Below are 13,498 nucleotides of genomic sequence, written 5' to 3' on the forward strand. Positions count from 1 at the left end.
GAGATGACCTTGAGAACCTTGATTTTCATAGCTGCCAGCGCTTTATCCATCAACGCTTGCGCGCAGTTTGACTCCAAGCCTGCCAGCACTTGTGCGCGAGACTGGCAGATGAGCGACAAGCAGTTGCAAGGGGAATGGGTGGGTTCCGTCGCCGGCAGTGAGGGAACCGCCCTCATGGTGCTGGGCCCGCATCCCGAATGGCAAGGCAATGTCAAAGGCAGCGTCAGCCGCCTGGGCAGCAACCATCCCATGGTGGGCGATGTGAACGAGGGCACGGTCACGCTTGAAGAAAGCGCAGACGGCTCACGCATCACCGGCACCTGGCTGGGCGAGGTGGTCGAAGGCAGCTGCGGTACAGAAATTCACGGCAGTTACCAGGAGGGAGAAAATGTTCCACCACGTGCGTTCATCATGCGCAAGGCCCAACCCTGAGCAGGGCTGGGTGTTGCCAACCGCAACCGGCCTGTGCATTGATTGATCCCATGAGTATTCGCTTTTTCACCCCGCATCCCCTGACCCTGAGCATCGGCCTGGCGCTGCTCGGCGGCTTGAACCCAGTTACCGCCAACAGCGCAGAACTACCCTCCCCCGAAAGCTGGCAGCAATGCGCAGCCACCACCAGCAACACCGACCGTCTGGCATGTTTCGACGCCTGGGCAGTCAAGCAAAGCCCGGCTGTTGCGCCACCCGCTACCAGCTGGAGTGCCCCAGCGGCAAGCGCACAAGCAGCACCGGATCCTGCCTCGGCAAACCACACCACGCCAGCCAGCTCAGCGACGGCGAGCACAGCCGGCGCCGACAGCGGCCTGGGTCTCTCGCCTACCAATGGCGGCTGTCGCGATCCTCGCTACACCGAGGTCTCGCGCTACTACGAACTGGAGCCCGGCACGGACTGCGGCACCTTCAACTTCCGCGGCTACCGCCCCATGTCCGTTTCCGTGGTCGTGGGCGACGAGGTCAATCAGCAACCCTATTCGCCCAGTCGCGGCCTGACGACCGAGCAGCCATACCAGAAGCACGAAATGCGCCTGCAGCTCTCGGCCCGCACCAAGATTGCTTCCGGCCTGCTGACCGGCCCCACTTCGACAGGCAAGGATTCGCTGTGGTTCGGCTATACCCAGCAGTCCTACTGGCAGCTGTTCAACGGCGATATCTCGCGGCCCTTCCGCACCACCGACCACGAGCCCGAGGTGTTCTATGTCTACCCGACGGACGCCCAGCTGCCGCTGGGCTGGCGCTGGCGCTACTCGGGCATAGGCATAGCTCATCAGTCGAACGGCCAGAGCAACCCGCTGTCGCGCAGCTGGAACCGCTGGTATCTGATGACCGGGGCCGAGCTGGGCAACCGCTGGCAGCTGCATCTGAAAGCCTGGCAGCGCATGAAGGAGAGCGCGCTTGAGGACGACAACCCCCATATCCAGGACTACATCGGTCGTGGTGAAGTCAAGCTGGGCTGGAACGTCAACGAGCAGAACTATCTGGGCCTGACTGCACGCGGCTCGCTGGGCCAGGGCAAGGGATCCGGTCGTATCGAGTGGCTGCGCACCCTGGGCGAAGGCTGGAACGGCGGCAAGAGCAATCTGCGCCTGCATGTTCAGCTGTTCAGCGGCTATGGCGACAGTCTGATCGACTACAACAACAAGCGCACGGTACTCAGCGTGGGCCTGAGCCTGCTGGACTTCTGAAACCTGCCTGGTCCGCAGCCGCTGGGCCGAGCCGTGATTTACGCCAGAAAGCCAGAAGCCCGGGCCTGAGCCACCAGCAACTCGGTAAACCGCGCATAGCCTGCGGCATTGGCATGTACCTGATCGGCGCGCAAGGCACTATTGCCCAGCACCTCGCTCCAGGCATCGGCCAACAATGCCACCCGGTTGTCCTTGGCCAAGGTTTGGTAGATGGAGTGATCCTTCATGCGCCCCGTCAACGCTGCACTCAGGCTCAGCTCCGGCACGGCCACCAGCAGCACGGGCGTCACCCTGGCTTTGCACAGCTGCAGCATGCGCGTGATCTCGCCTTGCACAACTTGCTCGCTCCTGCGCTGCAGCCAGTCGTTGCCACCGGCGCACAGAATCGCCAACGATGGCCCGTGCTCATCGAGCAGCCCCGGCAGACGGTCCGCAATCTGTTTGCTGGTCTCGCCCGAAACACCGGCATTCACCACCTTCCAACCCGTGCGCTCAGCCAGCAGGGTGGGGTAGCTGGCATCTGCATTGGCGCCAACACCTTGCGTCAAGGAGTCTCCAAGCGCCAATACGGTAGCCCCGGCAGGAACGGCAGCGGCCTTGGGTGTCTTCTTACCACAGGCACTTAGCAGCATGGCGCCCCCCGTCAGCAATGCTGCGGCACGCATGCCTTGAAGAACATGGCGTCGGTACGGGTCAAATATCGGCTTCATGGCATCTCACAAAACAGCGGGCTTGCAACGGCTGGAAGGTAGCTCCTTGGGCGCGAGGATAGCTCAGCCTCCGCTGCCCCAATGCAAACCGCGCTGCACAACGGTAAAACTGCAAAGCAGCAGCCGTAAAAAAACCGCTGCGCCCAAGGCCCAGCGGCTATGCGTGCCCAGATTGCCAATCAGTCGGGCACGACTGCAGTCACCTCAATCTCCACCTTGGCCCGGTCCTCGATCAAGGCGGCCACCTGCACGGCCGTCATGGCCACGCTGAATGAACCAATCAGCTCGCGATAGGCCTTGCCGATCTCGGCCTGCTGCGCCAGATACTCCTTCTTGTCGGTGATATACCAGGTCATGCGCACGATATGTTCGGGCCTGGCTCCACCGGCCTGCAGCACCTCGACGATATTGTGCAGGGCCTGTCTGGCCTGCGCCGCGAGGTCGTCGGTATGAAACCGGCCTTCGGCGTCCCAGCCTATCATGCCGGCCACATAGATCTGGCGGCCGCTGACGGCCACGCCATTCGCATATCCCTTGGGCCGGGGCCAGCCCGGAGGCAGCAGTACTTGCATGTTCAACTCCTGTTTTCTGTTGGATTGGATGAACTTTGCCAACGCTCGATTGCGTGGCGGATATGTTGCGGCGCAGTGATGGCCTGATGGGTTTGAAGACTGGTGAAGACCAGCACTTTCTGCGCCGTCACGCGCAGCTGTCCCTCAGGACCTGTGCAATCCACATCGAGCGTCAGCGAACGATTGCCCAGCTTGGCAACCGACAGGCCCAGACTCACGGTTTCACCCATGCGGGTGATGGCACGAAAGTCGCACTCCAGATGCACGATGGGCAGGCCCACCTTGTCCTTGTGCAGCATGTCCGCATAGCTCAGGCCCAGCGCCTGGTTGAACCAGTCTTCGACCAGCCCGTTGAACAACACCAGATATTGGGGAAAGAAGATGATGCCCGCCGGATCGCAGTGCGCAAAACGAATCGGCACCTGCGTCACAAAGCATTTTGAAGCCATTGCCACTTCATTCATACCCAAACAATTCCTTCAGCAAAATCTGCCTGCAGCGCTTTTCAATCAGGCACATGCAGCTTTTAAAAACATAGCAATCAGGTTTGATGCAGGCGAAAGCGCTGCAACTTGCCCGTGGCCGTGCGCGGCAGCTGATCGACGAACTGTACGGCCCGTGGATATTTGTAGGGCGCGACCCGGCTCTTCACAAAATCCTGCAGCTCCATGACCATGGCATCGCTGGCCACATGGCCGGCACGCAGCACCACAAAAGCCTTGACGATCTGGCCTCGCTCGCTGTCGGCCACGCCAATCACCGCGCATTCAGCCACAGAACCGTGCTGCATCAGGGCCTCTTCGACTTCGGGTGCAGCGATGTTGTATCCGGCCGAGATGATCATGTCGTCGGTGCGTGCCTGATAAACGAAGTAGCCGTCGACATCCATCAGATAGGCATCGCCCGTCAGATTCCAGCCCCGGCTCACATACTTGGTCTGACGGCTGTCGTTGAGATAGCGGCATCCCGTTGGTCCCTGCACGGCCAGCCTGCCCACGGTGCCGGGCGGTACCTCGACCCCCGCATCATCCACCACCTTGGCACGATAGCCGGGCACGGCCTTGCCGGTGGCACCGGGACGAGCCTCCTCTTCGCGGTGCGAGATGAAGATGTGCAGCATCTCGGTAGAACCGATGCCGTCAATGATTTCAATACCGGTCGCCTCCTTCCACAGCGCGCGTGTGGAGGCGGTCAAGGCCTCGCCCGCCGACACGCATTTGCGCAGCCGGGTGCGGCGGATGCGTTCGCCCTGCTGGGCCATCACACGGTAGGACGTGGGCGCCGTGAACACCACACTGGCACCAAATCGCTCAATGCCATCAACCAATTGCACGGGGCCGGCTTTCTCCAGCAAGGCCATGCTGGCCCCGATGGACATAGGGAACAGCACCTGCCCACCCAACCCGAAAGTGAATGCCAGCGGAGGACTGCCTATGAACACATCGTCGGCATTGGCACGCAGCGTATGCACGGGCCAGCAGGCGCAGACCGCCATCACATCACGATGAAAATGCATGGTGGCCTTGGGCACGCCCGTGGTGCCCGAGGTGAAGCCCAGCAGGCAGGTATCGGTCGCTGCGGTTTCCACGGCCTGGAAGTCATCGCCCACCTGCTCCATCAAGCGCTCCAGGGCATCGGCTTCCACACTATTGAAATAGCGCACGGCCTTGAGCGTGCTGGTTTTTTCCTGCGCACCCTGCACCTCGATGCGCAGCGCCACATCGCACAGCGCATGGCTGATCTGCGCTATGTCGATGATGGTGGACAGCTCCTTGGCCCGCAACAGCGGCATGGCGGCCACGGCAATGCCCCCGGCCTTGATGACGCCAAACCAGCAGGCCACCATCATGGGATTGTTGGGTGCGCACAGCAACACGCGGTTGCCCGGCTGCAGTCCCAGCTCCTGCGTCAGCACATTGGCGATGCGATTGGCCTTGAGCTGCAGATCCGCATAGCTCCAGCGCAGGCCTTCGGCCTGAATGCACAAACGGTCGCCGCGCCCCTCGCTCACATGTCTATCCAGCAGCTCCACGGCACAGTTCAGGCGCTCGGGGAACCTCAGCTCGGGCAGCTCGAAAATGAACTCGGGCTGCTGCTCGGGCGGTGGCAGGTTGTCGGCAGCAAAGGTATCGATATGCGCGGTGTAAGACATGATTCCGATCTTTCAGGCGAAAACAGGATCAAACGCTTGATACAAAAGCGCTATCAGCTATGACTTTTGATAAGTTCACGCCCAATGATGAGCTGCTGCACCTCGGTCGCGCCTTCGTAGATGCGCAGGGCGCGAATCTCCCGGTAAAGGCGCTCCACAGGCTGCTCGCTGACCACACCCAGGCCGCCCCAGATCTGCACGGCGGCATCGATCACCTGCTGGGCGTTTTCCGTCGCCGTCATCTTGGCCATGGCGGCCTCCCGTGTCACGTTCTCGCCCTGGTCACGCAACCAGGCTGCGCGATAGGTCAGCAGTGCCGCGCTGTCGATCTGCGTGGCCATCTGCGCCAGCTTGGCCTGGGTGAGCTGAAAATCAGCCAGCACGCCACCGAACATCTTGCGGCTGGCCGCGCGCTGCAATGCCTCATCCATGGCACGACGCGCAAAGCCCAACGATGCGGCGGCCACCGAGGTGCGGAACACATCGAGCGTGCGCATCGCCACCTTGAAGCCCTCGCCGGCCGCGCCCACGAGCTGGGCGGCAGGCACGCGGCAGTTCGAAAACTTCAAACGCGCCAGCGGGTGTGGCGCGATGACGTTGATACGCTCGGCAATCTCAAAGCCCGGGGTGCCGGCCTCCACAATCAGTGCCGACAGACCACGCGAACCCGCAGCCTCGCCGGTACGCACAAAAACGACATAGAAGTCGGCAATGCCCCCGTTGGAAATCCAGGTCTTCTCGCCGTTGATGACATAGTGATCACCTTCCAGCGTGGCCTCGCAGGCCATGGCCGCCACGTCCGAGCCGGCGTCGGGCTCGGACAGCGCAAAGGCTGAGATCGCATCGCCCCTGGCCACCAGGCTCAGATAGCGTTTTTTCTGCTCCTCGCTGCCCGCCAGAGAAATCGCCCCCGAGCCCAGACCCTGCATGGCAAACGCAAAGTCGGCCAGCCCGCTATGACGCGCCAGAGTCTCCCGGATCAGGCAGATGGCTCTGGTGTCGATCTGCTCTCCCGCACCGCCATAGGCCGTACCCGCAACCGCATGACGCAGCCAGCCGGCCTCGCCCAGGGCCTTGACCAGTTTGCGGCATTCGGCATCCACATCGGGGCCATGCGCATGCGCAATGTTCTGCCTTGCCCAGGCATCCAGCGACTGTGTCAGACGTGCGTGATGGGGCTCGAAAAAAGGCCACTTCAGATAGCTGGTGTCTGCCATGTCAGTTTCCTTGAAATACCGGTTTTTGCTTGGCGACAAACGCGTGATAGGCACGCGAGAAATCCTCGGTCAGCATGCACAGTGCCTGGGCCTGGGCTTCGGCTTCGATGGCCTGCTCAATCGTCATGGCCCATTCCTGGTGCAGCATGGTCTTTGTGATGCCGTTGGCAAAGCTGGGCCCGGCGGCCAGATCGGCGGCCAGCTTCTGCGTATCGGCCAGCAAGCTCTCGGGTTCACACAGACGGTTGAAGAAGCCCCAGCGTTCACCCTCCTCGCCGCCCAGGCTGCGTCCCGTATAGAGCAACTCACTCGCACGGCCCTGACCAATGATGCGCGGCAGCATGGCGCAGGCCCCCATATCGCAGCCCGCCAGCCCCACGCGGTTGAACAGGAACGCGGTCTTGCTGCGCGCAGTGCCAAGGCGCATGTCCGAGGCCATGGCCATGATGGCCCCTGCCCCCGCGCACACGCCATCGACTGCCGCAATGATGGGCTGCGGACAGGCTCGCATGGTCTTGACCAGTTCGCCCGTCATGCGGGTGAACATCAGCAACTCGGGAGCCTTGAGCGCAACCAGCGGTCCAATGATTTCGTGCACATCACCGCCCGAGCAGAAGTTGCCGCCCGCGCCGACCAGCACCACGGCCTTTACATCCTGCGTCCACTTGAGCTGGTGAAACAGGTCGCGCAGTTCGGCGTAGGAATCAAACGTCAGCGGATTCTTGCGCTCCGGACGATTGAGAGTGATGGTTGCCACGCCAGCCTGCACCTGCCACTGGAAATGCGTGGCCCTATAGCCCGCCAGCTGCTTGTGATTGCCAGCTTGCAGCGCTGGATCGATTGCATATTCGCTCATGTCTGTCTCCAAAAATCCGGTTCACATGACTTCGCCACCAGCGACGGCTATGGCTTGCCCGGTAATACTTGATGCGCCTCGCCCACATAGCCACAGCACGGCGTCCGCCACCTGGTGCGGCTGTACCAGGCGGCCTTGGGGGTTGGATTTGACGAACTCGGCCATTGCCTGCTCTGGTGTGCGACCGGTCTTGGCTACGACGCGGTCAATGCTGGTTTTGACAATCTCTGTTTCGGTATAGCCGGGGCAGACGGCGTTGACGGTGATCCCGGTCTTGGCGTACTCCAGCGCCAGGGCTCGTGTCAAGCCCACCACGCCATGCTTGGCCGCCACATAGGCTGCGACATAGGCATAGCCCACCAAACCAGCCGTGCTGGCCACATTGACGATACGTCCCCAGCCCGTAGCGGACATGGCCGGCAGCACTTGCTGGATGCAGTGCATGGTGCCACTCAGGTTGACGGCCAGCATCTGCTGCCAATGCGCGGCATCCATCTTCATGAACGGTGCACTGCCGGCCTGACCTGCGTTGTTGATCAGGATACTGATGGCACCTTGCGCAGCCACTGCCTTCTCAAACGCTGTTTTCACCTGTGCTTCATCCGCCACATCGGCCAGCACCATCCGGCATTGACCGGGATGTTCTTCCACCAGTTTTTGCAGCGGCTCGGCGCGACGCCCCAGCACCGTGACGCGAGCGCCCTGCGCCAGCAACTGGCGTGCAATCGCCTCGCCAATGCCTTGGCCCGCGCCCGTCACCAGCGCATGTTGATGTTGATCGTTCCGATCGCCTGTCATTGAGTTCTCCATCGCTCACGAAACTGGCGCGAACCGCCCCTCGGACACCAAGGAAGAGCCGCCCCACGCCACGGGTGTCGCCCCCTCCCATAGCGCGCAGCGTGTGGAGAGTGGGGGGAAGGCGCGCAGCGACTCAGGGGGCGCTTCATTTCAAGGCCTTTTCGCGCTCGAACAGGGCTTCCATCTGGCGCTTGCCTTGGAAGTATTGTTTGGGCCAGACGATAGGCGTGTAGCCTATCTTGGCGGCCTCGGTCAGCGTCCAGGCCGGATTGGCCAGATGCGGTCTGGCAATCGCACACAGATCGGCACGTCCTGCAGCAATGATGCTGTTGGCATGGTCGGCCTCGCTGATCGCGCCCACGGCCATGGTCGCAATACCGGCCTCTTGTCGGATGCGGTCTGCAAACGGGGTTTGATACATGCGGCCGAACACCGGCTTTTCGAGCTTGCTGACCTGCCCCGATGAGCAGTCGATCAGATCGGCACCTGCGGCCTTGAAGGCCTTGGCAATCTGTACCGCATCTTCGGGCGTGATGCCGCCAGGCACCCAGTCATGAGCCGAGATACGCACGGACATGGGCTTGTCCTGCGGCCAAACGGCGCGCATGGCCTTGAACACTTCCAGCGGGTAGCGCAAGCGGTTTTCCAGGCTGCCGCCATATTCATCGCTGCGCTGATTGGTCAGCGGCGAGATAAAGCCCGACAGCAGATAGCCGTGCGCACAGTGCAGCTCCAGCCAGTCCACGCCTATGTCGGCCGCCATTTGCGCAGCATGCACAAACTGCTGCAGCGCCTCATCCATGTCGGCGCGTGTCATGGCCCTGGAGATCTGGCTCACTCCCTGCAGATATTGCTGCTCCGACGCTGCCATGACGGGCCAGTTGCCCTGCTCCAGCGGCAGATCCGTACCTTCCCAGGCCAGCCGCGTCGAGGCCTTGGCACCCGCATGGCCGATCTGCATGGCGAACTTGGCATCGGTGTTGGTGTGAATCCAGTCGCTGATGCGTTTCCAGGCCTGCTTTTGCTCAGCGCTATAAGTACCCGGGCAGCCGGGCGTGATGCGCCCCTCGGCGCTGACACAGGCCATCTCGGCAAACACCAGACCGGCGCCGCCAAGCGCACGCGCACCCAGGTGAACGAGGTGAAACTCACCAGGCACGCCATCAACCGCAGAATACTGCGCCATGGGAGAGACCACGATACGGTTCTTCAGCGTGATGCCGCGCAGGGTATAGGGCAGGAACATGGGCGGCGGCGCCTTGGCATCGACCGCGACACCGTTTCTTTCGGCCAGCCATTTCTCATAGCCACCAAGCCACTGCGCATCACGCAGGCGCAGGTTTTCATGGCTGATGCGCTGACTGCGCGTGAGCATGGAGTACATGAACTGCTCGGGCTCCAGCTGGTCGCAATAGCGCTGGCCGCAGACCTCGAACCACTCCATCGCATTCCAGGCCGCATTCTGAATGCGCAGCGTCTCAACGCGACGCGCTTCCTGATAGGCCGCCAGCACCTCGGGAATATGAGCAGCCGCATCACCCCGCTGCTTGAACTGGCGTGCCAGCTCGATCGCATCCTCGATCGCCAGCTTGGTTCCTGAGCCAATGGCGAAATGTGCCGTATGCACGGCATCGCCCATCAGCACCACATGGCTGCCCTTGCGGTTTTTCAACCACCACTGATCGCAGACCACGCGCTGAAAGTTGATCCAGGCCGAGCCGCGCAGATGGCGGGCATTGGTCATCAATTTCTCGCCCTGAAGATTGTCCGCGAACAACTTTTCACAGAAGGCAATGGACTGCTCTTGATCGGCGGTGTCGAGACCGCTGGCTTTCCAGCATTCCTCCGTGGTCTCCACGATGAAGGTCGAGGTCTTGTCGTCGAACTTGTAGATATGCGCCTGAAACCAGCCATGTGGCGTGCGCACGAAATCAAAGGTGAATGCCTCGTAGACCTTGTTCGTCCCCAGCCAGATATAGCGATTGGGGCGGGTGACGATATCGGGCTTGAAGATGTCAGCGTACTTGCTGCGGATGCGCGAGTTCACGCCATCGCAGGCAATCACAAGGTCGGCATCCGGATAATCCTCGTCGCTTTGCACATCGGTCTCGAACACCAGGTTCACACCCAGCTGTTCGCATCGTGCTTGCAGGATATTGAGCAGATGCTTGCGGCCAATCCCCACAAAACCATGTCCTCCGGAGCGAATCTTGCGCCCTTTGAACAGCAACTCGATATCGTCCCAATGGTTGAAAGCCTGCTCGATCTGCGCGGCTGTCACCGGGTCCCAGTCGCGCATATTGTCCATGGTGGCATCGGAGAAAACCACGCCCCAGCCAAAGGTGTCGTAGGGCTTGTTGCGCTCCACCACCGTCACCTCATGCTCAGGGCTCATCTGCTTCATCAGCAAAGCGAAGTACAAGCCGGCGGGGCCACCACCTATGCAGACAATTTTCATGACAGTGATCCGTTCCTGGCTTTTGAAAAATTACTTTATATCTAAATTATTAATGCATGAAATTTTCACTAGAATCCGGCCAAACCCTGAACCCAAAGCACGTTAGTTTGCGCACCATGCCAACCATGGCCCAATACAATCCGGATTTCTCCATCGACATGCCCGAAGCCCCGGGACGCGAGGCTGGCCTGTCCCACTCCGACCATCAGGCCGTGCGCCTGTGGCTTCGCCTTCTGACCTGCAGCACACAGATCGAGCAAGTCATTCGCAGCCAGCTACGCACAGAGTTCGGCACGACCTTGCCTCGTTTTGACTACCTGGCACAACTCAGCCGCTTTCCCAAAGGTCTGCGCATGAAGACCCTGTCGGAATATCTGATGGTGACCGGCGGCAATGTGACCGGACTGACCGATCAACTGGTGGCCGAAGGCTGGGTGGAACGCGTGGCTGACGAGGAAGACCGCCGCTCCATGATCGTGCGCCTGACCCGCTCGGGCAAAAAGCAGTTCAAGGCCATGGCTGCCGCGCATGAGCTATGGCTTGAGCAGTTGCTGACTCCACTGGGCAGCAAAAACGCCAGCGATCTGTATGAACAACTGGGCAAGCTCAGACAGGTGCTGAGCTCGCCAGAAAGTGCCTGAGCCCGAAAAAACACCGTTTTGTGACAATTTCATGGAGAATGTCCTGCACGCAGTCCTGCGTGACACAGGCTTGGGGGCATGGTTCATGGATTTACTGCATCTGCGATATCGGCTCAAGTCCGGGTTCTACTATCTCTACGACATGCGTGATGCGCCCAACGCCATCACGGGAGAGCGCCCCTATCGCCTCAAGACCGAGCTGGTCGCCATCGCGTTTGACCGAATCACAGGCCGCGTGCACCAACATGGTCACCCCACCCGCATTCACTCCTGGGCCATGGGCACGCAACGCCGTCTGCGCATGGCAGGAGACTGGGAAGGCGCAAACCGGCTGGTCGTGGTCTCCGGGCCGCTGCCCGAAGAAGAAATCAACAAATGCCTGAGCGTGCAAGGCTATTGCCGCTGGATGCTGATGCGTCTGGCCAGCATGCCGCATGGCAAATTTGCAGCCCATCGTGCAGGCAGCCGCAGCAGCTGGCAAAGACGTGAATCCGGCCAGCAGCGCCGTGCGGCCTGACCTCCAATCAAATTTCCTTCCAGCGCTTATTGATCAATCACATAGCGCTATCAAATCAGGAATCAGCATCTTCAGCGGAATTGTCATCCGCCTCGGCCACTTCGGGCATTTTCACAATCGTCACCGGCAGCCGACTGTGTCTGGCCACCTCGCGTGAGACCGAGCCGATCAGAATGCTGCCCAGGCCGCTCTGGCCCGTGGCACCGATGATGATCTGATCGCATTCATTGCTCTCGGCAATATCGATCAGGGTATTGGCCTCTTCGCCCAGGCTGATCTCCACTTCATAGGAGGCCCCGGCCTCCTTGAGAAGATCCTGTGCAGGCGCCACCAGATCCATGCCGGCTTCAATGCTGGCGTTGGCGATCAGATCTGAATCTGTGGTTGCAAGCTCCAGCAGCGTGGCTTCCTTCTGCACATGAGCTATCACAAAGTGAGCATCCAGTCCGCTCTGCAAAAGCTTGATGCCGTGGCGTACGGCCTCAAGTGCGACATCCGATCCATCCACCGCAATCATGATCTTGAGCATGGCAACCTCCTGTTCGTCTTGCACACCAGTGTAGGCCCAGGCTGCAAAGACGGGTTGCGAATCTGGGGCATGCACCGGCTATTGCAGCAGTGCTTGCGGGCATCTGGGAAAATAGCGGGCTATGCTGCAGTTTGACCTTCTCAAGACCGACCCGACCAGCCACGCGCGCCGTGGCACCTTGACGCTTAATCACGGCAAGGTCCAGACCCCCATCTTCATGCCCGTGGGCACCTATGGCACCGTCAAGGGCGTGATGCCGCGCAGCCTCGAAGAAATGGGCGCACAGATCATCCTGGGCAACACCTTCCATCTGTGGATGCGTCCAGGCCTGGACATCATGAAGTCCTTCGGCGGTCTGCACGACTTCGAGAAGTGGGACAAGCCCATACTGACCGACTCGGGGGGCTTCCAGGTCTGGTCGCTGGGTGCTATGCGCAAGATCACCGAAGAAGGCGTGCATTTCCAGAGCCCCGTGAACGGAGACAAGCTGTTCATGTCGCCCGAGGTCAGCATGCAGATCCAGACGATTCTGAATTCGGACATCGTCATGCAGCTCGACGAGTGCACGCCCTACGAAACCAACGGCAAGAAGACCACCGAAGCCGAAGCGCGCAAGTCCATGGAGATGAGCCGTCGCTGGGCCAAGCGCTCCAAGGAGGAATTCCAGCGCCTGGAAAACCCCAATGCCTTGTTCGGCATCGTGCAGGGCGGCATGTACACCAATCTGCGCGAGGAATCGCTGCAGGGTCTGCTGGAAATCGATTTCCCCGGCTATGCCGTGGGTGGTGTCTCCGTGGGCGAGCCCAAGGACGAAATGCTGGAGATCATGGCCCACACGCCGCATCTGCTGCCCGCCAACAAGCCGCGCTACCTGATGGGCGTTGGCACACCCGAAGACCTGGTGCAAGGCGTGGCCGATGGCGTGGACATGTTTGACTGCGTGATGCCTACCCGCAATGCACGCAACGGCACCATCTTCACGCGCTACGGCGATCTGAAGATCCGCAACGCTCGTCACAAGGTGGATCACCAGCCCATAGACACCACCTGCACCTGCCATGCCTGCGCGGGCAAGAGCGGCGTGAGCTGGGACGATGGCGGCCGCGAAGGCTTCAGCCGCGCCTATCTGCACCATCTGGACCGCTGCGGCGAGATGCTGGGCCCCATGCTCACCACCATCCACAACCTGCACTATTACCTGAACCTGATGCAGGAAATCCGCGACGCGCTGGACACAGGCAGCTTTGCCCAGTTTCGCGCCCAGTTCAAGGCCGATCGCGCACGGGGGGTCTAAGCCTTCGACTCCATCTGCTGCAGCAGAACACAAAAAAGCCAGAGCCAGTCTCTGGCTTTTTTGCTTTCA

The 13,498-nt window shown here is 60.8% G+C and carries 14 protein-coding genes; 5 read left to right on the forward strand and 9 right to left on the reverse strand.

Going from position 1 to position 13,498, the window contains the following annotated elements:
* Positions 1-3 precede the first annotated feature (3 nt).
* Positions 4-432 carry a hypothetical protein gene (locus tag AAIL67_RS14415; RefSeq protein WP_034405266.1) on the forward strand — a complete coding sequence of 143 codons (429 nt, stop codon included), beginning with the start codon at positions 4-6 and terminating at the stop codon, positions 430-432.
* A gap of 50 nt (positions 433-482) precedes the next feature.
* A complete protein-coding gene (locus AAIL67_RS14420) occupies positions 483-1,685 on the forward strand; it encodes a phospholipase A (RefSeq protein ID WP_063665072.1) in 1,203 nt (400 codons plus the stop codon).
* Positions 1,686-1,723: 38 nt separating this feature from the next.
* On the opposite strand, the gene AAIL67_RS14425 is transcribed toward AAIL67_RS14420, so the two are convergent.
* From AAIL67_RS14425 to AAIL67_RS14460, 8 genes are all read right to left on the reverse strand, one after another.
* Entirely contained in the window at positions 1,724-2,395 is a 672-nt protein-coding gene (locus AAIL67_RS14425; protein ID WP_045840188.1) for a GDSL-type esterase/lipase family protein, read from the reverse strand.
* Positions 2,396-2,574: 179 nt separating this feature from the next.
* Positions 2,575-2,967 (reverse strand): RidA family protein, encoded by a 393-nt coding sequence (locus tag AAIL67_RS14430; RefSeq protein WP_012836821.1) that lies wholly within the window; start codon positions 2,965-2,967, stop codon positions 2,575-2,577.
* Positions 2,968-2,969: 2 nt separating this feature from the next.
* Positions 2,970-3,431: a thioesterase family protein gene (locus AAIL67_RS14435; RefSeq protein ID WP_082877429.1), complete on the reverse strand. Its 462-nt coding sequence runs from the start codon at positions 3,429-3,431 to the stop codon at positions 2,970-2,972.
* A gap of 77 nt (positions 3,432-3,508) precedes the next feature.
* Positions 3,509-5,119 carry a benzoate-CoA ligase family protein gene (locus AAIL67_RS14440; RefSeq protein ID WP_343484271.1) on the reverse strand — a complete coding sequence of 537 codons (1,611 nt, stop codon included), beginning with the start codon at positions 5,117-5,119 and terminating at the stop codon, positions 3,509-3,511.
* A gap of 53 nt (positions 5,120-5,172) precedes the next feature.
* Positions 5,173-6,336 carry an acyl-CoA dehydrogenase family protein gene (locus AAIL67_RS14445; protein WP_343484272.1) on the reverse strand — a complete coding sequence of 388 codons (1,164 nt, stop codon included), beginning with the start codon at positions 6,334-6,336 and terminating at the stop codon, positions 5,173-5,175.
* A 1-nt stretch (position 6,337) separates the two neighbouring features.
* Complete coding sequence (locus tag AAIL67_RS14450) at positions 6,338-7,192, reverse strand: enoyl-CoA hydratase family protein (protein WP_063665070.1); 855 nt, start codon at positions 7,190-7,192, stop codon at positions 6,338-6,340.
* A 21-nt stretch (positions 7,193-7,213) separates the two neighbouring features.
* Positions 7,214-7,990: an SDR family NAD(P)-dependent oxidoreductase gene (locus tag AAIL67_RS14455; RefSeq protein WP_343484273.1), complete on the reverse strand. Its 777-nt coding sequence runs from the start codon at positions 7,988-7,990 to the stop codon at positions 7,214-7,216.
* 145 nt (positions 7,991-8,135) lie between these two features.
* Entirely contained in the window at positions 8,136-10,448 is a 2,313-nt protein-coding gene (locus AAIL67_RS14460) for a bifunctional salicylyl-CoA 5-hydroxylase/oxidoreductase (protein ID WP_063665069.1), read from the reverse strand.
* A gap of 158 nt (positions 10,449-10,606) precedes the next feature.
* Between AAIL67_RS14460 and AAIL67_RS14465 the strand changes: the two genes are divergently transcribed.
* Positions 10,607-11,089, forward strand: a complete 483-nt coding sequence (locus AAIL67_RS14465) for a MarR family transcriptional regulator (protein ID WP_223305668.1) — start codon at positions 10,607-10,609, stop codon at positions 11,087-11,089.
* 94 nt (positions 11,090-11,183) lie between these two features.
* The gene (locus AAIL67_RS14470) at positions 11,184-11,606 is read left to right on the forward strand and encodes a hypothetical protein (protein ID WP_052088768.1); all 423 of its coding nucleotides are present in this window, start codon (positions 11,184-11,186) and stop codon (positions 11,604-11,606) included.
* Between the two features lie 55 nt (positions 11,607-11,661).
* On the opposite strand, the gene AAIL67_RS14475 is transcribed toward AAIL67_RS14470, so the two are convergent.
* Entirely contained in the window at positions 11,662-12,135 is a 474-nt protein-coding gene (locus AAIL67_RS14475) for a universal stress protein (protein ID WP_012836812.1), read from the reverse strand.
* A gap of 121 nt (positions 12,136-12,256) precedes the next feature.
* Between AAIL67_RS14475 and tgt the strand changes: the two genes are divergently transcribed.
* Entirely contained in the window at positions 12,257-13,429 is a 1,173-nt protein-coding gene (gene tgt / locus AAIL67_RS14480; RefSeq protein ID WP_343484274.1) for a tRNA guanosine(34) transglycosylase Tgt, read from the forward strand.
* Positions 13,430-13,498 lie beyond the last annotated feature (69 nt).

This window comes from Comamonas sp. A7-5 (assembly GCF_039581385.1).
GTDB classification, from domain to species: domain Bacteria; phylum Pseudomonadota; class Gammaproteobacteria; order Burkholderiales; family Burkholderiaceae_C; genus Comamonas; species Comamonas thiooxydans.